This is a genomic window from Actinomadura litoris (genome assembly GCF_009733595.1).
Taxonomy (GTDB): Bacteria; Actinomycetota; Actinomycetes; order Streptosporangiales; family Streptosporangiaceae; genus Spirillospora; species Spirillospora litoris.
In genome coordinates, this window is sequence record NZ_WOFH01000004.1 from 199,118 (window position 1) to 219,804 (window position 20,687).

The following is a 20,687-nucleotide window of genomic DNA, read 5'->3' on the forward strand; positions in this document are numbered from 1 at the left end:
GCGACCCTGCCGCTATCCGGCGTTGGCGAGGAGGGTCTCGGCGATCGCACGGGCCCGGCGCGCGGGCTCGGGGGTCCGGAGGCGCTGCGCGGTCACGATCGCCCCGTCCAGCAGCAGGACGAACTGCTCGGCGAGTTCGGCGTGCTCGGCGTACCCGGCCTTGGCGAGCAGCCCGTCGACGTAGCCGGTGACCGCGCGCTTGTGGTCCTCGGCGAGCGAGTAGACCGCGTGGTCGGTGTCGGCGATCTCGGCCATCGCGTTGATGAACGAGCAGCCGCGGTAGTCGTCGCCGAAGCCCGCCTCCAGCGCGTCGAAGACGGCCAGGGGCTCGTCGCCGCGCGCGGCGACGTCCTCGGCCAGGGCGCGGCGCCAGGTCTCGTCCCGCTCCCGTAGGAACGCCGCCACCAGGTCGTCCTTGCTGGCGAAGTGGCGGTAGAAGGACGCCCGGCCCACGCCGGACCGCTCCAGCAGGCGCTCCACCCCGACCGCGTGGATGCCCTCGGCGTAGAAGAGGTCCTCGGCGGCCTGGACGAGGCGTTCGCGGGCTCGTGTCGGCATACCGCCGAGAGTACCGCGACTTGACCCAAAACGGAACCGATCAGTACCGTACCGGGCAGTCAATGGAACCGATCGGTACCGTTTTGGAGGTCCTGGTGGCCGATGACGGACGGACGCGGCACGCCCGCTGGAGCGTGCTCGCCCTCGGACTCGGAGTCTTCGCGGTCGGGACGGACGAGTTCGTCCTCGCCGGCATGCTGCCCCTGCTCGGCGACACCTTCGACATCTCGATCGCGGCGGCCGGGCAGGTGGTCACCGCGTTCGCGCTGGTCTGCGCGCTGCTGGCGCCGGTCCTCGGCACGCTGACCGCCCGCTGGCCGCGGCGCCGCATCCTGCTGCTCGCGCTCGGCGTCTACCTGGCGGGCAACGCCGCCACCGCGCTCGCGCCGAGCTTCCCCGCGCTGGTGGCCGCGCAGATGGTCGCCGCTGTGGGGGCCGGACTGTTCGTACCGGCGGCGTCGGTGACCGCGGCGGCACTGGTCCCCGCCGAGCGCCGGGGCCGGGCGATCGCCGCGGTCATGACCGGCTTCACCGCCGCCACCGCCCTGGGCGCCCCCATCGGGACCGTCCTCGGCGGGACGCTGGGATGGCGCGCGACGGTGTGGTTCCTGGCCGCCCTCGCCGTCCTCGGCATCGGGACCGTGCCGGCCGTGATCCCCAAGCGGATCACCGCCCCGGCGCCCGAGGGCCTCGGCGAGCGGCTGCGCCCGCTGCGCGACCCCCGCGCGCTCGCCCTGATGGGCACCACGCTGGTCGGCTTCACCGCCGTCTACATCCCCTACACCTACATCTCCGCCGTCTTCGAACCCGCGACCGGCGGAGACGCCGACCGGCTGGCCCTGCTGCTGTTCGTCTTCGGCCTGGTCGGCACGGTGGCCAACTACGCGGGCGGGACGCTGGCCGACCGGCTCGGCGGGCGCGCGGTCGCGTCCGGCGCGATCGTCCTGCTCGTCGCGGCGCTGCTGGTGATGCCCCTGACCACGGACTCCTTCGCCGCGGCGACCGTGATGGTGGTCGCCTACGGAATCCCGGCCTGGGCGCTGACGACCCCCCAGCAGCACCGGCTGATCGCGTTGGATCCGGCCTCGGCCTCGGTCTATGTGTCCCTCAACGCCGCCATCCTCTACCTGGCCATCTCCCTGTCGGGCATGGCCGGTGCGGTCGGCATCGGCTGGCTCGGCGCCGACCGGCTCGCCCCGGCCGCGGCCGTGGTCGCCCTGCTCGCCCTGGGCCTGTCCGAACTGGCCCACCGCCTCGCCCGGCGGCCCGCCGGGCCCCCGGCCGAAACGCTTGCGGGAGGGACGCCCGTCGATCACGCGATGGACAAGCGATGACCGGCGGACGAGGGCGTGACGCCACCGCGCTCCCAGCGCGGCACCGTGAAAAGGAGTGGACGTGATGACGAGGGTGCTTGTAGCTTCCAGTTGGCCGTGACACCGCCCGAGGAGGTGAGACCCATGAACGCAGTAACGACGTGGGTGCTCCCCTTCCGGTCGCGGTTGGGCGATTGACGTAGGTGTCGCCGGGAGCGCCTCACCATCAGGGCACTCCCGAAAGGCAACACCTATGCACGCTTCGCGATCCACCGCCCGGCCGTCGTCGAACGACACGGCCGAGCGCGACGTCCGCGCGCCCCTCGGCCACGACGTGATCATCGCCGGCTGCGGGCCGACCGGTGCGATGCTGGCCGCCGAACTGCGGCTGCACGATGTGCGGGTCCTCGTCGTGGAGAAGGAGACCGAGCCCGCCTCGTTCGTCCGCATCGTCGGCCTGCATATCCGCAGTCTCGAACTGATGGCGATGCGCGGCCTGCTGGAGCGCGTTCTCGAACACGGACGGCGGCGTCCGGCCGGAGCCTATTTCGCGGCCATCAGCAAACCCGCCCCCGCGGGCCTGGACTCCGCCTACGCCTATCTGCTGGGAATCCCGCAGCCGGTCGTCGAGCGCCTACTCGAAGAACACGCGGTCGGGCTGGGCGCGCAGGTCAGGCGTGGTCGCGCGGTGACCGGTCTCGTCCAGGACGAGGAGGGCGTGACCGTCGAGCTGGCCGGCGGAGAACGGCTGCGGGCGCGCTATCTCGTCGGCTGTGACGGCGCACGCAGCACGGTGCGCAAACTGCTCGGCGTCGGTTTTCCCGGCGAGCCCTCACGCACCGACACGCTGATGGGCGAGATGGAGGTGCGCGCACCGCAGGAGGAGATCGCCGCCAAGGTGGCCGAAATCCGTGAGAGCCACAAGGCGTTCACGCTCGGCCCCTTCGGCGGAGGGGCCTATCGCGTCGTGGTCCCCGCCGCCGGGGTCAGCGATCGCGCGGAACCGCCCACCATCGAGGACTTCAGACGGGAGCTGCGCGCCATCGCCGGAACCGATTTCGGCGTGCACTCCCCGCGCTGGCTGTCCCGTTTCGGCGACGCCACCCGGCTGGCCGACCGGTACCGGGTCGGCCGGGTGCTGCTGGCGGGCGACGCGGCGCACATCCATCCGCCCACCGGCGGTCAGGGCCTCAACCTGGGAGTTCAGGACGCATTCAACCTCGGCTGGAAACTGGCCGCGCGGATCCGCGGCTGGGCGCCGGAAACGCTCCTGGACACCTACCACGCCGAACGCCATCCGGTCGCCGCGGACGTACTGGACAACACCCGAGCCCAGATGGAACTGCAATCCGCCGGAGCGGGCCCGCGGGCCGTGCGCAGGCTGCTCAGCGAACTGATGGACTTCGACGAGGTGAACCGCCATCTGACCGAGAAGATCAGCGCGATCGGCATCCGCTACGACTTCGGCGAGGGCCCCGACCTGCTCGGCCGCCGCCTGCACGACATCGACCTGAAACAGGGCAGTCTCTACGGTCTGCTGCGTCGCGGCCGCGGCCTGCTGCTGGACCGCACCGAACGCCTGAGCGCCGGCGGCTGGTCGGACCGGGTCGATCACCTCGCGGATTCCACGGCCGCGCTGGATGTTCCGTGCGTCCTGCTGCGCCCCGACGGCCACGTCGCCTGGATCGGTGACGATCAGCAGGAGCTGGACGGCCACCTCGCCCGCTGGTTCGGCAGGCCCGCCGACTGATCTCGCCTGAGGGCTCGTCCCGTCCAGGAGGCCGACCGGTTCGGCCTCCTGGACGGGCTGGTCGTCCGCAACCACATGCGTCAAGGCGATGCGGCGAGCCCCGCCAGCCCTCGACGCGCCCGGTCAGGTGACCTTGGTGGGCGCGGGGGAGTCCGCCGCGCCCACCTCCGCGGCGACGCGTCTGCGCGGCTGGGCCAGTGCGGCGGCTATGGCCACCGTGCCGACGACGCACACGGCGGCCGTCCCGTACAGCGCGATGTGCAGGGCATCGGTGAATCCTGCGGCCGGCGCGCCGGAGGCACCGCCGGTGACGTCTCCGGCGGCGACCCGCACGGCCAGTTCCTTGGAGCCGACGCGACCGCTGATCAGGCTGACCAGGACGGCGCCGTAAACGGCGATGACAATGGCTTCGCTGCCGATGCGCATGGTGTTGAGAAAGCCGGTCGCCATTCCGGCCCGTTCGGGTTCGACGAGGCTCATCGCCGCTCCGTCCCCCACGCCGAACGACAGGCCGGCGCCCAGCCCGACCATCAGCAGCGGCCCGGCGATGACGGCGACGGACGTGGACGGGCCGATCACGGTGAGCCAGGCGTTGCCGCCCGCGAACAACGCCAGGGAAAGCGTGATCAGTGCGCGGGGCGATACGCCCCGGTTCACCAGCCCGCCGGCCAGCGGCGGGGCCAGCAGCACCGGCGCGGTCATCAGCAGCAGCACCGTCCCGGCGCGCTGCGGGGACAGGCCGCTCGCCCCGACCAGGTAGGTGGGCAGGTAGGTCAGCAGCGTCACGAAGCCGAACGTCGAGACGACGGGCACCATGCACAACGCGAGGAACCGGCGGTTCTTCGCCAGCGACAGGTCGAGGAGCGGCGCGGCGGAACGCGCCTGCAGAACGACGAAGGCCACCAGCAGCCCCACACCGGTGGCCAGCAGAGCCACCACGCCGGGGCTCGTCCACCCCCACTCCGGACCCTGGACCGCACCCAGGACCAGCGCGCCCAACCCGGCGACGAACACCACCGCACCGGTCACGTCCAGCCGGGGGCGCTGCGCGGCGCGCGACTCGGCCACGTAGCCCACCCCGGCCAGCGCCACGGCCACCAAGGCGGCGTGCGTCCCGAAGGTGGCGCGCCAGCCCAGCGCGCCGACCAGCCAGCCCGACAGGGTCGGTCCGGCCGCCAGACCGAGCCCGGCGGCGCTGCCCAGCGCCGCGAACGCGCGGGTGCGCGCCGCGCCGTCGAAGGTGGTGGCGAGGATCGCGCCGCCGCTGGCGAACACCCCGGCCGAGCCGATGCCCGACAGGGCTCGCGCCGCGTCCAGCAGGGCGATGCCGGGGGCGGCGGCCGCGGCCAGCGAGCCGACGGCGAACAGCCCCGCGCTGGCCACGAACGTCCGGCGGCGCCCCACCAGGTCGGCCGTGGAGCCGGCGACCAGCGTGAACGAGGCGAACGTCAGGTTGTAGGCGTTCATGACCCACTGGAGAGGGGCACCGGCGGTGCGCAGGTCCGCGCCGATGTCGGGCAGCGCCACGGCCGCCCCGGAGATCGACATCGGCACGGTGAGGAAGGCGAGCATCACCACCGCGAGCGTGATCGTTGGACGGGGGCGTCCGGCGGGTCCGGTCGTCACGAGTTCGGGCTCCTTCAGGGCAGGATCGACGGCCAATCAGCCACCAAGGCGACAGTGCCACTGAGTGGCACTAGCTGTCAAAGGGCAATAGCCCCCAGGTGGTAGCCTCGTGGTGTGAGTGATGACCTGCGCGACCTGCCGCTGCGCGAGCGCAAGAAGGTGCGCACTCGCCGAGCCCTGGCCGAGACCGCTCTCCGCCTGTTCACCGAACGCGGATACGACGCCACCACGCTGGACGACCTGTGCGACGCGGTGGAGGTTTCCAGGCGTACCTTTTTCCGCAACTACCGGTCCAAGGAGGACGTCGCACTGGCCGCCGACAGCGACCTGTGGTCGGCCTATCTCGACGATGTGGCGGCGCGGGAGATGAACGGCCCGGTGATAGATGCCCTCCGCGTCACGTTGGCCACCACCCTGAGCACCATGGACGACGACTGGGAACGCCGTTTCCTGGCCGCCCGCGAATTGTCGGAAGCCGTCCCCGCCTTGCAGGCGCACAGCCTCGGCTACTGCCAGGACACCACTCGGGCCCTGGTCGCGGTGGTGAGCGGCCGCTCCGACGCCGGCGTCGAGGAATGGCGCCTCCGCCTGGCCGTGGAGATATTCGTCGCCGCCTGGCGCACGGCCTCCCTGCGCTGGACGGCGCAGGGCGGCCGAGGGGACCGCGGCGCACTGATGGAACTGGTCGAGGAGACCTTCGCCGCGATCCCCGCCGCGCTCACCGCCACCGCCTAGCGATCACGCTTCGTAGTTCTTCGGCGAGGGCCGATGATGTCGGCCCGCGGTGCTCATCGACGCCTGCTGGATGCGGCTGACGGCGTCAGGACTCGGCCGGAAGCTCGACCCACTCCAGCGCCCACCGGTTGAGGTCGAGCAGCACCCGGCCGAGCGCGGCCCCCTTCTCGGTCAGCCGGTACTCGATGCGCACCGGGGTGTCGGGCTCCACGCTGCGCTCGACGAGCCCGTCGGCCTCAAGATCCTTCAACCGCTGCGACAGCAGCTTGTGGGTCATGTCCGGAACGGCGGCCGCGATGTCGCTGAACCGGGTGGCGCCGCCGAGCAGCGCGCGCAGCACGGTCGCGGCCCAGCGGCGGCCGATCATGTCCATCGCCGCGGCGTAGTACGGGCAGTACGGCCGGAGGTGCTCGATGTCCAGCTCGCGATGTGACATGGTCCACTTCCCGGATCTACTATCTTTAGGATACCTTCCATCCTTATGATACAACATGATCCACTAAGGAGTAAGGCGATGCCCGAGTCGAGCCCGGCGACGCTGTCGTACGAGGTGTTCGTGTCCGAGCCGATCCCCACCACCGGCACGCTGCCGACCGGGGCGCGCCAGCAGTGGTCTCCGCTGTCGACCACCCTGGTCTCCGGCGACACGGACGCGGTCCTGGTCGACCCGCCGTTCACGGTCGAGCAGACCCGCCGGGTCGGTGACTGGGTCGAAGGCTCCGGCAAGCGGCTGACCCACATCTACATCACCCACGGCCACGGCGATCACTGGTTCGGCGCGTCCTTGCTGGCCGAGCGCTTTCCCGGGGCGCGGGTGCACGCCACCGAGGGCACCATCCGGCTCATGCACGGCTCGACGACCGGGCGGCGGAAGGCGTTCTGGGAGAACCTCTTCCCTGGGCAGCTCCCCGACGTCCAGGTCACCGCGCAGGCGCTTCCGGCCGAGGGCCTCACCCTGGAGGGGCACCCGCTGCGTGCCGTCGAGGTCGGGCACAGCGACTGCGACGATTCCACCGTCCTGCACGTTCCGGCGCTCGGTCTGGTCGTCGCCGGGGACGTCGCCTACAACAACGTCCACCAGTATCTCGCCGACGGCGGGCTCGACGGCGGCATCGACGCCTGGCTCCGCGCCCTCGACACCGTTCGCGCCCTGTCACCGGACGCCGTGGTCGCCGGCCACAAGGACGCCGCCCGCGCCGACGACCCGCGCATCCTCGACGAGACCGCGGAATACCTGCGCACCGCCCGCGAGGTGCTCGCCGGGAAGCCCTCGGCGCGAACGTTCTTCGACGAGATGACCCACCGCTACCCGGACCGGGTCAACCCCGGCACCGTCTGGCTCAACGCGCAGAGGCTGGCCTGATGCGCGGCGTGCGCTTCCACGAGTTCGGCGGACGGGACACCCTGCGGGTCGACCAACTGGAAGAGCCGGAACCGGGCGCCGACAACGTCGTGATCCGGATCGCCCGCGCCAGCGTCAGCCCCCTCGACGACAAGGTCCGCACCGGCGTCCTGCCCCCGTCGATGCACCGACCGCTGCCGCTGGTGCCCGGAGCCAGTGCCGTGGGGCACGTGGCGGAGCCCGGCCCGTCGGGGCACGCACCCGGTGCGCGCGTCCTGCTGTGCGGGTGGGGCTACGGGACGACACGCGACGGCACCTGGCGGGAACTGGCGTCCGTCCCGCCGAGCCACCTCGTCCCCATTCCCGACGACGTCAGCGACGAGGAGGCCGCCGGCCTGGTGGCCGGGGCGGGCTACCTGACCGCCTGGCTGGCGCTCACCAGGACCGCCCGGATGCGGCCGGGGCAGGTCGTCCTCGCACCCGGGATCTACGGCGCGGTCGCCTACGCCGCCGCCCAGGTGGCCCCGATCCTCGGCGCCTCGCAGGTCATCTCCACCGTCCGCGGCGCCGACCGCCTCGCCGCCGTCCCCGGCACCGGCGACCTCGCGGTCATCGACCTGGAGCGGGAAACGCTGGGCGCCGGGGTCGCGCGGCTGACCGGCGGCGCGGGGGTGGACATCGTTCTCGACGGCCTCGGCGGCGACCTCACCGGCCAGGCACTCGGCACGCTCCGGCGCGGGGGAGTCCTGGTCAGCATCGGCTACACCGCCGGCAGGAAGGCCGCCATCGACGTCACCGACCTCATCTGGAAGACCACGCGGGTGGAGGGCTTCCTGTTCACCGCTTTCACGCAGGAGGAACTGGCCGACACGTATCGCACCCTGCTGGGGCACCTCGCGGCCCACGAGATCACCCCCGTGATAGACCGCGTCTATCCGCTGGAAGAGGCCGCCGAGGCTCAAAGACGCGTCGTCGAAGACCGTCCTCTCGGAAGGGTGCTCCTCGACCCCCAAGCCTGATGCCGCCTCATCAGGCGGACCGGACCAGGATCGCTCGGTGCCTTGGACGGATCCCACCTCCTGGTTCGAGCGGTTGCCCGCCTGCTATCTGGCGACGGGCATGCTCCTGACCGATCCGCAGGAACACGTCCTGCTGGTGAAGACCCACTACCGGACCGACTGGGGTCTGCCCGGCGGAGTCGCGGAGGACAACGAACCTCCCCACGTCGCATGCGGTAGGGAGATTCGCGAAGAACTGGGCTTGGACCGTCCAGCCGGCCCGCTTCTGGCCGTCGACTTCGTCGCGGCTGGAAGCGGTCGGCCCCGGCCGATGATCTACCTGATCTTCGACGGCGGCGTCCTCGACCATTCCGCTATCACGGTCCAAGAAGAGGAGATCGCCGCCTTCGTCTTCCTCCCTCCTGACAAGGCGATATCCCGTATGGCGCCCACCGCCGCCCACCGGCTGCCACGTGCACTGACAGCGCGCCACACCGGCCACGTGACCTACCAGTCCCTCAGCCCGACATAGGCAAGCGCCCCGAGACCGGGATTCTGCGGACGCCCGGAGAGTGACCGCAGGACAATACGGGACGTGGCAGATGGAGAAGTGATCGCGGCCGGCGAAGTCCCGTTCGTCATCCTCGATGGGCGAGGCACCGTCATGGCCCGCTACGAGACGGTCCGGCGTGATCAGCCCGCGCACAGCCTGAGCGATCCCGAATCCACCGCCTGGACGCTCGTCCTTGACGGCACGGAGTTCGAGGTGGTCGGCGCGGACGGGCGGCCCTGGGTGCCGATCGGCAGCGGCTGGGCCAGGGGAGGCGAGCAACCGATGATCGCGCGAGCCGGAGTCGTTTCCTACGAATTCTTCTACGCTCACCATCTCGGATGGCTGGCGGGCCCCGTAAAGCTGACGTTCGACGTGGACGCGATGGTCGTCGATGTTGAGAGCAACCTGAAATTCGAGGCCGACTAGGGGGTCGGCAACTCGCCTCAGCGAATCGCGGACTCGATCTGCGCGAGGTGCCCGGCGAGGATCTCGTCGAACGCGGCGCGGCGATCGGCCGCGAGCGGGCGGATCTCGCGCGCGAAGTGGGCCAGAGCGGGAAATTGGTCGGGGTCCGCGCCGAGGACCGCGACACGGAAGTGCTCCATGCCCTGTTCGTATTCATCCGGGGCGAGGGTGCCGATGCCGGCCTCGGAGGCGATCAGCGCGGCGAGGAGGATCACGATCCGGTGGTAGCGGGACGGGATCTCCTCATCGGGCAGACCCGAGGCCCGCAGGGCCTGGAGCACCTCCTCCATCACCAGCCGGGAACCGGCGCCGCCCGACGCGTAGCGTCCCCAGACCACGGCGAGTTGGGGGTGCTGCCCGAACGCTTCTCGCAGGCGCAGGGCCGTGGCGGTGATCCGCTGCTTCCAGTCGCCCTCGGGGCGGTAGCCGTCCATCGCGGCCGCGAGGGTCCGGTCGGCGACCGCGCGTAGCAGCTCGGTCTTGTTACGGAAGTGCCGGTAGAGGCTGGAGGAGTCGGTCCCGAGCGCGGCGGCGAGCTTGCGCACGCTGAACGGCTCGGTGTCGCCCGTACGCAGCAGCTCTGCCGCCGTGTCCAGGATCTCCTCGGTGGACCAACGCCTTCGGCCTGCCATCTCGCCCCTCTCGTCCGTGCTCACTCTAGGGCATGCACTTGCCGTTGCACGCGGTGCGTGCATAATGAGGACAACGCAGCGGCCGAGGGCTCTCGGCCAGGAAGGAAGAGGGAGACATGCGCGAGACCACTGATGTGCAGCGCCCGCCGGAGCCGGACCTCTCGGCGATCACCGCCGAAGAGCTGATCTCCTATCGCACCGCCGAGAACAACTGGCGGGCGTCCAGCGCGGCTCGGGCGTTCATCGGGGAACCGGACCCCGGCGCGTTGATCGAGTGGCAGGACGTCGAGCTGCCCGGTCGAGACCTTCCGGTCCGGGTGTACCGGCCGCTGGAGGCCGCGACCGACCTGCCCCTCGTGGTCCATGTCCACGGAGGCGGTTTCGTGGGGACGGCGGCGCAGTGCGACTGGACCAACAGCCATCTCGCCGCGCGGCTGCCCGCGCTCGTCGTCTCCGTCGAGCACCGCCTCGTCGCCCCGGACAGTCCGCTACCGAACGCCGCCGCCGACGGCTGGGACGTGCTCCAGCACCTGATGCGGAACGCCTCGGAGTGGGGCGCCGACCCGACGCGCACGGCCGTGTTCGGTGAGAGCTTCGGCGCGTTGATCAGCGCCCTGACGGCCGTCCGGGCCCGGGAGGCCGGCGTGGAGCTCAGGGCGCAGGTGCTGGTCAACCCCGCGACCGACGTGACCGAGACGATGCTCGACTACCCGTCCGTCGCCGAGTACGCCTACAGCCCGAGCCGCGCCAAGCCCCTGCTTCAGTTCTTGCGGCGGCTAGCCGTCCCGCAGGGAGTCGACGCCCGCGCGTTCTCGCCCCTGTACGCGGACGACCTGGGCGGGCTCGCTCCCGCCCTGGTCGTGGTGCCGACCCAGGACGCGGTCGCCGATCACGGCCGCCGCTACGCCGAGCGACTGCGAGCGGCCGGGACATCCGTGCAGCTCACGGAGTACCCCGGAGCGCGGCACGCGTTCCTCACCTTGCCGGGTGTGGAGCCGCAGGCGGTGGACGCCCAGGCGGAGATCTTCGAGTTCCTCCGCGTGGCCCTGGCAGCGTGACGGAGGAACGATGCACGCCGCCCTGCCGGGGATGGGGATGACGTCGCCGCCGCAGGTGAGGAGCCGGGCGAGGGCCACCTGGGCGGGAGTCGCTTCCTTGGCGACGGCTCATACGGTCCCGGGGCCCAGGCGGCCCGCTACGGCGACCACAACCTCCGCATGATCGTTCCCGCCGCCCTCATCTGCGCGACAGCATGCGCGCCCTCGACCCGCACCCGTCCCCGATCAGTAGGCCGAGGCGACACAGGGCGCTCGCCGCACTGGGCGCCGTGTGTGGTGAGACCGTTATCGCGACGATGGTTCCGTACCGACCACACCCCGCCCCTAGAAAACCATATCCATACACCCAACTCGGCACTTCGTGCGTACGAATGCTCTCAATGGCGAGGGGTGATGGGGGCGCGTGAGTGACGAGGGCCCGGGTCCATTTGCGGACGCGGGCCCTCTTCATTCCGCTAAGCCCTGATGCCTGGGACGAGGCGGGCGCGGTCGCGCCATGCGCGTTCCCACTGCTGGGTCATCTTGGGGTAGACGATGAGGTACCGGAAGGGCTTGATCAGAGCCATGTAAAGGCGTCCGAATATTCCGTTGGGCTTGACCAGCGCGGCCATGTGCAGCTCGTAGTCGCCGTTCTCGCTCTGTACCCATCCCAGGTGGCACACCGTGTGCACGGTCTTGTTCGCCAGTTCCAGGGCGGACTCGTCTTCGAGGACGTACAGCCGGGTGAACGGAGTGCCGCGGATGGCCTGGCCGTCTGGGGGCACGGGCAGATCGGACGGCAGGATCTCCCGCAGCGACCTGACCCGCTTACCCAGGCTCGCCTTGGGCTTGTCCCAGCCGAGGAGGGCGCCGAGCTTCCAGCGGACGGCGAAGAGGAACCGCACCGAGAGGCCCGCGTTTCCGGGGCCGGCGAGCGCTGCGAGCGCGTCGAGCATCACCGGGAAGTCGTCCGGGCCCGCGCCAGGAGTGCGGTACCGCCACACGTCCTCCACCCGGAATCCCGGTGTGAGTTCGTGGATCCGCCATGGGCGTGAGGTGTGCTCGGTGTGCGGGAGTCGGTTCGACATGGTCTCCTCCTTGCCCACCAGCCCTATACGCTGGCGTATACATCGAGGTTAGGCTCTTATATACGGGTGCGTATAGATCTTGGGGAATGAGGTGGGTCACACGGTGGGAGCCGTTCGAACGCCACAGGCCGCGTGGATCGAGGAAGGACTGCGGGCACTCGCCGCGGGCGGACCCGAGGCCGTACGGATCGAGGCGCTCGCCAAGAGCCTCGGCGTGACGAAGGGCGGCTTCTACGGGCACTTCGCCGACAGGAACGCGCTGCTGGAGGCGATGCTGGACGTCTGGGAGCGCGAGAGCATCGACGACGTGGTGGCCCGCGTCGCACACGAGGGCGGCGACGCTCGGGCCAAGATCCGGCTCGCCGGCCGGCTGACGCTGTCGGGTGACCGCCTGCTGCCGATCGACCTGGCCGTCCGGGATTGGGCGCGACGCGATGAGGTGGTCTCCGAACGCCTGCGCCGCGTCGACAACCAGCGCATCACGCTGGCACGCGAAATGATCGGCACGTTCTGCTCTGATCCCGACGAGATCGAGGCGCGCAGCCTGCTGGCCTTCTGCCTGGCCATCGGCAGTCATTTCCTCGCCGCCGACCACCCGGGCCGCACCCGCGCCGAGGTCCGCGCCCGCGCCACCGACATCGTCTTGATGGACCTTCACGACGAGGACGTCTGACCGTCCCGCACTCGGCTGACCGTGTGCTCGGCTTCCGTGTTCGCCCGGCGTCTGAGGCGTGCGCGCCGGGCGAGCGCCGGCTGTGGTGACGCGCTCCTAGGGGGATGCCGTCCGCGCCTTGACGAGTTCGAGGGCCATCCCGCGCATCGGAAGTGGAGCCCATCGACATGTGCTGGTGGAGGGGCACGTGTCCGGGCGCCCCCCTCGGGGCTACCGAGAAATTGACCCATGATGCTTGTCATCGAATGAACCATCTGGTGGGTCTTTGGCGGCCGTAGATTCATCGGTGTCAGCAAGAAGCGCCTGGTGGGAAGCCAGGCCGGCCCTCCGGGAGAATCCATGAACGCCGCCGCCTCGAACCACTCGAACGCACCCCTTCTCGTCCGGTCCGAGACCGCCGAGTCCCTCCAGGACGGCGCGACGAGCCTGATCACCCTGCTCGCCGACGCGGGCGCGACCGGCGGGGCGCTGACCGCCAACAAGGCCACGTTCCAGAAGGGTTCGCCGGGCGCTCCCGCGCACTTCCACACCAAGGCGACCGAGATGTTCTTCGTCCTGGACGGCACGATGCGGATCCTCGTGGACGCGGAGGTCCTGACCCTGAACAAGGGCGACTTCCTCACCGTCCCGCCGACCGTGCCGCACGCGTTCGCGCCGGCTCCCGGCAGTGAGGCCGAGATGCTGGTGGTCTTCACCCCTGGCCTGGAGCGCTTCGACTACTACCGGCTCCTGGAGCGTGTCCACCGGGGCGAGGCCACGGTGCAGGACATCCGCGACAGCTCGCAGCAGTACGACAACCACTACTTCGACAGTCCCGTGTGGTCGAAGGCCCTCGCCGAGCACTGAGCCCGTAGCCGGGCCGCGTGAACCAGCGGCCCGGCCGAGTGTCCTCCCTGCGCCTCCTTCTCCGAAAGTGGTTTCCCCATGCCCTCGACCACGTCCTCAGCACCCGGGCGGCGCCGCCTGGGAGCGACGCTGGCGCTGCTGGCGTTCGCCCAGTTGATCATCTCGATCGATTACAACATCGTGTACGTCGCGCTGCCGGAGATCGGCTCCGGCCTCGGCTTCTCCGCGCAGGACCTCCAGTGGGTCGTCAGCGCGTACGCCGTCGCGTTCGGCGGCTTCCTGCTGCTCGGCGGGCGGGCGAGTGACCTGTTCGGGTCGCGGCGGCTGTTCGCCTCGGGGTTGGTTCTGTACGCGGTCTCCTCGCTGCTCGGCGGCCTCGCCGAATCCGCCGCGGTGCTGGTCGGGGCCCGCGCCGGCCAGGGGATCGGTGGGGCGCTCCTGTTCCCCGCGACGCTCACCCTGGTCTCCACGAGCTTCGCCGAAGGGCGTGAGCGCAATCGGGCGTTCGCGGTGTGGGGCACTGCGGGCGGCAGCGGGATGATCCTCGGCTCGCTGCTCGGCGGTGTGCTGACGGACGCGTTCGGCTGGGAGGCGGTGTTCTTCGTCAACGTGCCCCTGGCCGGTGCCGCCGCGCTGCTCGCCTTCGTGTTGATCGCACCGGACGGCCCGCGCGCCGGTGGCCGTTCGATGGACGTCGCGGGGGCGCTGACCTCGACGATCGGCGTCACGGCCGTGGTGTTCGCCCTGGTGCAGGGGCCGGAGTCGGGATGGCTCTCGCCCGTGGTCCTGACCGCCGCGCTCGCGGGCGCCCTCATGCTCGCCGCTTTCGTCGCGGTCGAACGGCGCAGCGCGGATCCGCTGATGCCGCTGCGCCTGTTCACCAACCGCGACCTGAGCGTGGGGACGGTCGTCACGTTCCTGTACATGGGCACCTTCGGCACGCTGATGTACTTCCTGACCGTGTACTTCCAGGGCGTGCACGGCTACGACGCGCTGACCACCGGGCTGGCGTTCCTGGCGCCGATGGCCGCCATCGCGGTCGGCTCGCAGCTCGCGGGCAGGCTGGCCACCCGGTACGGGATCCGGCCGGTGCTGGTCGCGGCGCTGGCGGCGGGTGGCGTCGGCGCCGTGATCGTCGCCGCGACCATGGCGACCGACGCCTCCTACGCCGCGCTGATCCCCGGGCTGCTCGTGCTCGGGCTCGGCCAGGGCGCGGGGTACACCCTGATGTTCGGTGCCGCCGCGTCGGGGGTGGCCGCGGCGGACCAGGGCATCGCCTCGGGCATCGTGTCCACCAGCCAGCAGGTCGGCGGCGCGGTCGGCCTGGCCCTGCTGGTGGCCGTCGCCAACGCGGGCCTGGACGGGCTCGGGGGCCAGGCGCTGCGTACCGCGACCACCGACGGGCTGCGCGGTGCGGTGTTGATCGCCGCGGCGGGCATCGTGGCGACCGCGCTGGTCGCACTCGGCCTGCGCAAGCCCCGCACCGCGCCGGTGGCCGAGCGCCACGAGCGGACCGGCGGTCGATCGGTGATGCACGTTTGATCGTCACAGGTTCGGCGTGGTGCCACCCCTTCCGGGTGGCACCACGCTTTGCGTTCTGGAGCGGTGTGCGGCTCAGGCGGCGGGGGGTGGCGGCAGGGCGCGGCACAGCCCGTCGAGCGCCGGTCGGTAGCGGTGGTCGGGAGGCGTGGCGTATCCGACGACCAGGCCGTCGCGGTGGGGTTGGGGGCTGTCGGGGTGGCGGAACGTCGCGAGGCCGTCGAGCGCCACGCCCATCCGGGTGGCCGCCCTGACGGTCGAGGCCTCGGTACCGGGTGGAAGACGCAGGACCGCGTGCAGCCCGGCCGCGATCCCGGTCACCGCGATGTGCGGGGCGCGTTCGGCCAAGGTCACCGCTAGCAGGTTGCGGCGGGCACGATAGCGCTGCCGCATGCGGCGGATGTGCTTGTCGTAGTTCCCGGACGCGATGAACTCCGCGAGCGCCAACTGGTCGGTGACACCCGTCCACGCCTCGCGCAACCCCTTGGCCGCGAGCATCGCCTCGACCAGGTGCGGCGGCAGCACCATCCAGCCGAGCCGGATCGCCGGGGACAGGCTCTTGCTCACCGAACCGAGGTAGACGACGTGGTCAGGATCGAGCCCCTGAAGGGCGCCGACCGGTTCACGGTCATAGCGGAACTCGCCGTCGTAGTCGTCCTCCAGCACCACGCCGCCACGGCCGCGCGCCCAGTCGACGGCTGCGGCACGGCGCGTCGGATGCAGCGGGCCGCCGGTCGGGAACTGGTGAGCGGGCGTGAGGAGGACGCCACCTGCCCCGCGCCGCGACGCGAGACCAGGGTGCGACGCCAGTTCGTCGGTCCGTGCGCCGCTCTCGTCAAGGCCCATCGGGATCGTGCGCACTCCGGCGTCGGCCAGGATGCCGCGATGGAAGGACAGGCCGTACGGCTCGACGGCCAGCGGCCCGGACAGCACACCGCCGAACAGCAGGCGCAGCCCGTGCGCGAACCCGGCGCAGACAACGATCTGGTCCGGTGAGGCGGACACCCCACGCGCCCGCGCGAGGTACTCGGCCAGCGCCCGGCGCAGTTCGGGACGTCCCTGGGGATCGCCGGGGGCGAACGCGTCATGCGGCGCGGCGGTGATCGCGCGACGGACGGCCGCGGTCCACGCGGCACGGGGGAAGGACGTCGCATCGGGTTGGCCCTGCCGCAGATTGTGGGCGACGGCGCCGACCTTGCGGTCGGGCGCCTTCCCGGGCGCGCGTCGGGGCTTGGCGACGACGCGTGCGGCGACCCGGGTACCGGCACCCTGCCGAGCGGTCAACCAGCCTTCGGCGACCAACTCGGCGTAGGCGTCCGCGACCGTGTTGCGCGCGACCCCCAGGTCCACCGCCAGCGAACGGTACGGCGGCAGCCGCGTCCCCGGCGCGAGCCGTCCACTGCGCACCGCCTCCCGCAGTGCCGCCGCCACCGCCGCCCGGCGGGGTCCGGTGGGCGACAGCTCAAGATGCAGGTCGGAGCCCGCTTCACGGGCAGAATTGACCGGAGAGTCCGGCACTCGACTGCCCCCTTGGATCGGTCTTTCGGATCCCCAGGGTAGCCGCGTGCCCAACGTCTCACCGCAAGCAGGGCCGGATAGGCGGTGGTCCTGGCCTCCAGGCTGGGCAGGGAGGCCAGGACCAAGAAGGTGGGTCTTCAGCCGCTCTTCGGTCCGATCTGCCGGAACGGCACGCCTCGGTGAGGCTGCTCGCCGTTCGAGCGTGCTCTGGATCAGGAGTCGAGCGCGTGCCCGGTCGTCGCGTCCACGTGGTCCGGGATGTCGTCGTGGCGATCGCCGACCGTCGAGGTCCCGGAGGGTTCGAACATGAGGATGGAGGCGCCGGACGGAGCGTAGGGCCTGTGCTCCGTGCCCCGGGGGACGGTGAAGACCGCGCCTTGGGGGAGCAGAACGGTGCGCTCCCCTGAGGGCTCGCGCAGGGAGATGTGCAGCTCTCCGTCGAGCACGAGGAAGAACTCGTCGGTGTCGTCGTGGACGTGCCAGACGTGCTCGCCTTCGACCTTCGCGATGCGGACGTCGTAGTCGTTGACCCGCGTGACGATGCGGGGGCTCCACAGGGCGTCGAAGGAGGTCAGCGCCTTGCCGAGAAGGATGGGGTCGTTGCTCATAGGCTCATCCTGGGGTGTGCGGGCGCTCCGCGTGAGTGCTAGGAATTGCATATGGCGAAAGAATCCTCGCACGCCGTTCGCGCGGGCCTGCACCGGGTCGTCGTGATCGTCGACGAGAACTCCAACCCGTTCGAACTCGGCTGTGCGACCGAGGTCTTCGGTCTGCCCAGGCCCGAGCTCGGCCGTGACCTCTACGACTTCAGGCTCTGCGCCGCCGAGCCGAGCACCGTGATGCGGGACGGGTTCTTCACTCTCACGGGGGTCGCCGAGCTGGAGGAGGCCGACGAGGCGGACACCCTGATCGTCCCCAACCGGCCCGACGTGGAGGTTCCCCGCCGTCCGGTCGTGCTCGACGCCATCCGGCGGGCGCACGCGCGCGGGGCACGCCTGATCGGCTTCTGCAGCGGCGCCTTCACCATGGCCGAAGCCGGGGTGCTCGACGGACGCCGCGCCACCGCGCACTGGCAGTGGGCGGACTCCTTCCGCACCCGTTTCCCTTCCGTGCGGCTGGAGCCGGATGTGCTGTTCGTGGACGACGGTGACATCCTCACCGCCGCCGGAAGCGCGGCCGCACTCGACCTCGGGCTGCACGTGGTCCGCCGCGACTACGGCGCGGAGATCGCCAACGCCGTGAGCCGGCGACTGGTGTTCGCGGCGCATCGCGACGGCGGGCAGCGGCAGTTCGTGGAGCGTCCCATGCCCAACCTGCCGGACGAGTCGCTGGCACCCGTCCTGGACTGGGCCAACGAACGGCTGGACTCGCCGCTCACGGTCGCCGCCCTGGCGGCGCGTGCGGCGGTCAGCCCGGCGACGCTGCATCGCCGCTTCCAGGCGCAACTGGGCACGACCCCGCTGAGATGGCTCACCGGCGAACGCCTCGCTCTGGCATGCCGCCTGATCGAGCGGGGCGAGACCCGCTTCGAGGTCGTCGCGCGGCGCAGCGGGCTCGGCACCGCCGCCAATCTGCGTGCGCTGATGCGTCGCGAGACCGGCGTCACCCCCTCGGCGTACCAGCGCAGGTTCGGCCCCGAGGCGAAATAGCGCCTGCCCCTGAGCGGCGGAGCGGTGCCGGGCGCTGCGAGTCCGCGTGGGCTCCGCGGGGCGCCCGGCATTCGCGGCCCCCGGCCCGGCGGAACCGTTGGCTACTGGGCGGGGGCGAACAGTTTCTGTGTCTTCATGGCCATCCATTCCCCGGCGATGACGGACTGGGGCGGTTGCTGGTTGGCGACGGGGGAGAGGGGCGGTAGCGGATCGATCTCCGCATCGTGGTTGGGCTGGAAGAAGAACGGGATGGACAGGCGTGAGGAGGTGTCCGCCCGCTCGGGGTTGACCACCCGGTGCATGGTCGAGACCCACCGGCCGCCGGTCCACAGGGCCATGAGGTCACCGATGTTGATCACGAAGCTGTCTGGGATGGCGCGGACGTCGCGCCAGGTGTCCTCGCCTTGAAGGACCTGCAATCCTCCCTTGTCGTCCTGCTGGTAGAGGACGGTGAGCCCGCCGAAGTCGGTGTGCGCGCCTCTGCGGAGCTGGTTGGGCAGCGGCTCGTCCACCTGGGGGTAGTAGAAGTTGGCGACCAGCGATGAGACGTGCCGGTCGAACCTGTCGTCGAAGTGGTCTTCGGCGAGCCCGAGGGCGCGGGCGCACAGATGCAGCAGGTCGGCCGCCAGCACGTGGATCGCGGCCATGTATTCCTGCCAGGTGTCCTTGAAGTCGGCCGGGGTCCGCGGCCACAGGTTGGCCAGTTTCCAGGTCGCCCAGTAGTCGCCGAGCGCCTCGCGCTCCCGGTCGCCCAGCTCTCCCGTGACGTGCGCGCCGAAGGACTCGCACAGGTCGGGCGGCGTCCTGCGGTCGAGGCTCTGGGCGGTGGTGCCGCCGGACCGGCGGAAGCCGGAGAATCCCGGTCGGCTCGCGAACCGGTCCTTCTCTGCGTCCGGCTGTGTGAAGAACGTGGTGGTCGCCGTGTGCATGCGCTCGATGAGCGCAGATGGGATCCCGTGGCCGACGATGACGAAGAAGCCCGACGTCCGGCAGGCCCTGCCGATCGCCTCGGCGAGTGCGGCACGGCCGGATTCGTCGTGCCGGGCGGCGATATCGATGACCGGAACATATCCGTCGACCATGGTGACCGAATTCGGGCTCATGGGTTCCTCCATTGTGCTGTTTTCGCCGACTGGCCGGGCGGGGTGGAATGGACTGGCTTGGGGGATTCCTCAAACCGGGCTTGGTCGAGGCTGTCTCCGAGAGCCATGACTTCCACTGTTCCGTTGAACCGGTCCCGGAGGCTTTCGCCGTCCGCGATCTCGGCGACCAGCCCGAACCAGCCGGCAACCCTCAAGCACATGGAGAAGCCCTCGGTGGGGTTGATCGAGACCCCGTGAGGGTGCGCCGGTTCGGTCGCTACCGGTATCCCATGGCTGCGATGACATCCCCGAGTGCTCGTTCGATCAGGGCGCGGGTGCCGCTGTCGAACCGGTCGTCGCGGTGGTGGAGGTTGCGCTTGCGGAACGTCGACGCGGTCGCGAAGTCGTCAACGCCGACGCTCTCGAAGAGGGCCTTTCGCTGCTCCGGCCAGGCCGCGGCGAGGTCCTCCGCCTTGATCTCAACGTAGCGCCTGGTATCGAGGTCGGCGTTCGCCTTCCAGGCGAGCCATCGGTCATAGATCGGCTTCAGCCAGGCGAGCACGCCGTCGACCGTGGACGGCGCCCATGGCTGGTCGATGTGCGACGCGACCACCGCTACCGGGTGGCGCTTGATGTGGACGATGGTCGCCTCGGAGTAGAGCTCCCAGAGGAAGTCCATGCACAGAAGATTGAACGGTGTCTTCTCGCACCAGATCGGCTTTCCCGCATCTTCTGCCGCACCGCCGAACATCGTGTCGACGGCCCGACGAAGGACGGCGAGCAGTTCACTCCGATCACTGAAGTACCTCGGGACCGCGCGTCGGCGGCTCTGAGGCTCGAACGGCCCGGGGGGCAAGTCGGTGTGGCCGAACCCCGCGCCCGGCACGGGCTCGTCGAACGTGGTCGCGACGAGTTCCGGCCACAGCCGTCCCACCGCGCCCCAGTAGTGCCGCTCGCCGATGGCCTGCGGAACGTTGTGACCACGGTCGATGTCGATGTCGAGAACGAGTCGCCGGGTCAGGAGATCGCTGAGCCTGCGGAGGGCGTCGTCCCCGACGTAAGGGTCGTATCGGATCGTGAGCGCGTCCGCCAGGTCCCTGAAGCCGCCCGGGTCGACCAGGAACCTGGTCTCGATCGGGATTCTGTGTACCCGGGGGTGTTCGCCGAGGATGTTCGCGAGCTGCGATGTTCCCGACCGTCCGGTACCGGCTACGAAGACAGGCGAGGGAGCGACCACGTGGAAGTACTCAACTCGCTACGCTCCGAAGCGTCAATCGAATTAG

Annotated in this window: 21 protein-coding genes; 12 read left to right on the plus strand and 9 right to left on the minus strand. The window is 70.7% G+C overall.

The features are described 5' to 3' along the window. Window positions 1-12 precede the first annotated feature (12 nt). Window positions 13-558, minus strand: coding sequence for a TetR/AcrR family transcriptional regulator (locus GNZ18_RS12240; RefSeq protein WP_156216428.1), 546 nt, complete (start codon window positions 556-558; stop codon window positions 13-15). A 95-nt stretch (window positions 559-653) separates the two neighbouring features. Between GNZ18_RS12240 and GNZ18_RS12245 the strand changes: the two genes are divergently transcribed. Further along, complete coding sequence (locus GNZ18_RS12245; RefSeq protein ID WP_312874452.1) at window positions 654-1,892, plus strand: MFS transporter; 1,239 nt, start codon at window positions 654-656, stop codon at window positions 1,890-1,892. A gap of 313 nt (window positions 1,893-2,205) precedes the next feature. Continuing rightward, on the plus strand, window positions 2,206-3,621 hold the full coding sequence (gene rox / locus GNZ18_RS12250; protein WP_312874453.1) for a rifampin monooxygenase: 1,416 nt from the start codon (window positions 2,206-2,208) through the stop codon (window positions 3,619-3,621). Between the two features lie 123 nt (window positions 3,622-3,744). Here the strand turns inward: rox and GNZ18_RS12255 are convergent, their stop codons facing one another. Further along, window positions 3,745-5,247, minus strand: coding sequence for an MFS transporter (locus GNZ18_RS12255; RefSeq protein WP_216651258.1), 1,503 nt, complete (start codon window positions 5,245-5,247; stop codon window positions 3,745-3,747). A 114-nt stretch (window positions 5,248-5,361) separates the two neighbouring features. Between GNZ18_RS12255 and GNZ18_RS12260 the strand changes: the two genes are divergently transcribed. Then, the gene (locus tag GNZ18_RS12260) at window positions 5,362-5,982 is read left to right on the plus strand and encodes a TetR family transcriptional regulator (protein ID WP_312874454.1); all 621 of its coding nucleotides are present in this window, start codon (window positions 5,362-5,364) and stop codon (window positions 5,980-5,982) included. Between the two features lie 85 nt (window positions 5,983-6,067). Here the strand turns inward: GNZ18_RS12260 and GNZ18_RS12265 are convergent, their stop codons facing one another. Beyond that, window positions 6,068-6,418: a winged helix-turn-helix transcriptional regulator gene (locus tag GNZ18_RS12265; protein WP_156216431.1), complete on the minus strand. Its 351-nt coding sequence runs from the start codon at window positions 6,416-6,418 to the stop codon at window positions 6,068-6,070. Between the two features lie 78 nt (window positions 6,419-6,496). Here GNZ18_RS12265 and GNZ18_RS12270 point away from each other — a divergent pair, with 78 nt between their 5' ends. The 4 genes from GNZ18_RS12270 to GNZ18_RS12285 all read left to right on the plus strand — a co-directional run bounded on the left by GNZ18_RS12270 (window position 6,497) and on the right by GNZ18_RS12285 (window position 9,301). Next, the gene (locus GNZ18_RS12270) at window positions 6,497-7,345 is read left to right on the plus strand and encodes an MBL fold metallo-hydrolase (protein ID WP_173390751.1); all 849 of its coding nucleotides are present in this window, start codon (window positions 6,497-6,499) and stop codon (window positions 7,343-7,345) included. Beyond that, window positions 7,345-8,343 (plus strand): quinone oxidoreductase family protein, encoded by a 999-nt coding sequence (locus GNZ18_RS12275; RefSeq protein ID WP_156216432.1) that lies wholly within the window; start codon window positions 7,345-7,347, stop codon window positions 8,341-8,343. Before GNZ18_RS12270 ends, GNZ18_RS12275 begins: the two co-directional genes overlap by 1 nt. A gap of 37 nt (window positions 8,344-8,380) precedes the next feature. Next, the gene (locus GNZ18_RS12280; protein WP_312874455.1) at window positions 8,381-8,854 is read left to right on the plus strand and encodes an NUDIX domain-containing protein; all 474 of its coding nucleotides are present in this window, start codon (window positions 8,381-8,383) and stop codon (window positions 8,852-8,854) included. A gap of 63 nt (window positions 8,855-8,917) precedes the next feature. Next, window positions 8,918-9,301, plus strand: coding sequence for a hypothetical protein (locus GNZ18_RS12285; RefSeq protein ID WP_156216433.1), 384 nt, complete (start codon window positions 8,918-8,920; stop codon window positions 9,299-9,301). Between the two features lie 17 nt (window positions 9,302-9,318). Here the strand turns inward: GNZ18_RS12285 and GNZ18_RS12290 are convergent, their stop codons facing one another. Next, complete coding sequence (locus GNZ18_RS12290; RefSeq protein ID WP_156216434.1) at window positions 9,319-9,972, minus strand: TetR/AcrR family transcriptional regulator; 654 nt, start codon at window positions 9,970-9,972, stop codon at window positions 9,319-9,321. Between the two features lie 116 nt (window positions 9,973-10,088). Here GNZ18_RS12290 and GNZ18_RS12295 point away from each other — a divergent pair, with 116 nt between their 5' ends. Further along, window positions 10,089-11,030, plus strand: coding sequence for an alpha/beta hydrolase (locus GNZ18_RS12295; RefSeq protein ID WP_156216435.1), 942 nt, complete (start codon window positions 10,089-10,091; stop codon window positions 11,028-11,030). Between the two features lie 455 nt (window positions 11,031-11,485). Here GNZ18_RS12295 and GNZ18_RS12300 read toward each other — a convergent pair whose 3' ends face one another. Further along, window positions 11,486-12,097 (minus strand): DUF2867 domain-containing protein, encoded by a 612-nt coding sequence (locus GNZ18_RS12300; RefSeq protein ID WP_156216436.1) that lies wholly within the window; start codon window positions 12,095-12,097, stop codon window positions 11,486-11,488. A gap of 103 nt (window positions 12,098-12,200) precedes the next feature. Here GNZ18_RS12300 and GNZ18_RS12305 point away from each other — a divergent pair, with 103 nt between their 5' ends. The 3 genes from GNZ18_RS12305 to GNZ18_RS12315 all read left to right on the plus strand — a co-directional run bounded on the left by GNZ18_RS12305 (window position 12,201) and on the right by GNZ18_RS12315 (window position 15,158). Then, a complete protein-coding gene (locus GNZ18_RS12305; RefSeq protein WP_312874456.1) occupies window positions 12,201-12,770 on the plus strand; it encodes a TetR/AcrR family transcriptional regulator in 570 nt (189 codons plus the stop codon). A 339-nt stretch (window positions 12,771-13,109) separates the two neighbouring features. Beyond that, window positions 13,110-13,616: a cupin domain-containing protein gene (locus tag GNZ18_RS12310; protein WP_156216438.1), complete on the plus strand. Its 507-nt coding sequence runs from the start codon at window positions 13,110-13,112 to the stop codon at window positions 13,614-13,616. Window positions 13,617-13,694: 78 nt separating this feature from the next. Further along, complete coding sequence (locus GNZ18_RS12315; protein WP_156216439.1) at window positions 13,695-15,158, plus strand: MFS transporter; 1,464 nt, start codon at window positions 13,695-13,697, stop codon at window positions 15,156-15,158. A gap of 72 nt (window positions 15,159-15,230) precedes the next feature. On the opposite strand, the gene pdxR is transcribed toward GNZ18_RS12315, so the two are convergent. Together pdxR and GNZ18_RS12325 are read right to left on the minus strand one after the other, a co-directional pair. Further along, the gene (pdxR, locus tag GNZ18_RS12320; protein WP_312874457.1) at window positions 15,231-16,673 is read right to left on the minus strand and encodes a MocR-like pyridoxine biosynthesis transcription factor PdxR; all 1,443 of its coding nucleotides are present in this window, start codon (window positions 16,671-16,673) and stop codon (window positions 15,231-15,233) included. A gap of 212 nt (window positions 16,674-16,885) precedes the next feature. Then, complete coding sequence (locus GNZ18_RS12325; protein ID WP_156216441.1) at window positions 16,886-17,281, minus strand: cupin domain-containing protein; 396 nt, start codon at window positions 17,279-17,281, stop codon at window positions 16,886-16,888. Between the two features lie 51 nt (window positions 17,282-17,332). Between GNZ18_RS12325 and GNZ18_RS12330 the strand changes: the two genes are divergently transcribed. Next, window positions 17,333-18,322 (plus strand): helix-turn-helix domain-containing protein, encoded by a 990-nt coding sequence (locus GNZ18_RS12330; protein WP_156216442.1) that lies wholly within the window; start codon window positions 17,333-17,335, stop codon window positions 18,320-18,322. Between the two features lie 101 nt (window positions 18,323-18,423). Here the strand turns inward: GNZ18_RS12330 and GNZ18_RS12335 are convergent, their stop codons facing one another. Then, entirely contained in the window at window positions 18,424-19,425 is a 1,002-nt protein-coding gene (locus GNZ18_RS12335; RefSeq protein WP_156216443.1) for an isopenicillin N synthase family dioxygenase, read from the minus strand. Between the two features lie 256 nt (window positions 19,426-19,681). Further along, window positions 19,682-20,641, minus strand: a complete 960-nt coding sequence (locus GNZ18_RS43630) for a sulfotransferase (protein WP_216651260.1) — start codon at window positions 20,639-20,641, stop codon at window positions 19,682-19,684. Between the last annotated feature and the right edge of the window lie 46 nt (window positions 20,642-20,687).

Excerpts from the sequence above, each read along its gene's own strand:
- GNZ18_RS12240 (WP_156216428.1), bottom strand. The coding sequence starts at position 558 with ATGCCGACACGAGCCCGCGAACGCCTCGTCCAGGCCGCCGAGGACCTC.
- GNZ18_RS12265 (WP_156216431.1), bottom strand. The coding sequence starts at position 6,418 with ATGTCACATCGCGAGCTGGACATCGAGCACCTCCGGCCGTACTGCCCG.
- GNZ18_RS12270 (WP_173390751.1), top strand. The coding sequence starts at position 6,497 with ATGCCCGAGTCGAGCCCGGCGACGCTGTCGTACGAGGTGTTCGTGTCC.
- GNZ18_RS12275 (WP_156216432.1), top strand. The coding sequence starts at position 7,345 with ATGCGCGGCGTGCGCTTCCACGAGTTCGGCGGACGGGACACCCTGCGG.
- GNZ18_RS12290 (WP_156216434.1), bottom strand. The coding sequence starts at position 9,972 with ATGGCAGGCCGAAGGCGTTGGTCCACCGAGGAGATCCTGGACACGGCG.
- GNZ18_RS12295 (WP_156216435.1), top strand. The coding sequence starts at position 10,089 with ATGCGCGAGACCACTGATGTGCAGCGCCCGCCGGAGCCGGACCTCTCG.
- GNZ18_RS12300 (WP_156216436.1), bottom strand. The coding sequence starts at position 12,097 with ATGTCGAACCGACTCCCGCACACCGAGCACACCTCACGCCCATGGCGG.
- GNZ18_RS12310 (WP_156216438.1), top strand. The coding sequence starts at position 13,110 with ATGAACGCCGCCGCCTCGAACCACTCGAACGCACCCCTTCTCGTCCGG.
- GNZ18_RS12315 (WP_156216439.1), top strand. The coding sequence starts at position 13,695 with ATGCCCTCGACCACGTCCTCAGCACCCGGGCGGCGCCGCCTGGGAGCG.
- GNZ18_RS12325 (WP_156216441.1), bottom strand. The coding sequence starts at position 17,281 with ATGAGCAACGACCCCATCCTTCTCGGCAAGGCGCTGACCTCCTTCGAC.
- GNZ18_RS12330 (WP_156216442.1), top strand. The coding sequence starts at position 17,333 with ATGGCGAAAGAATCCTCGCACGCCGTTCGCGCGGGCCTGCACCGGGTC.
- GNZ18_RS12335 (WP_156216443.1), bottom strand. The coding sequence starts at position 19,425 with ATGAGCCCGAATTCGGTCACCATGGTCGACGGATATGTTCCGGTCATC.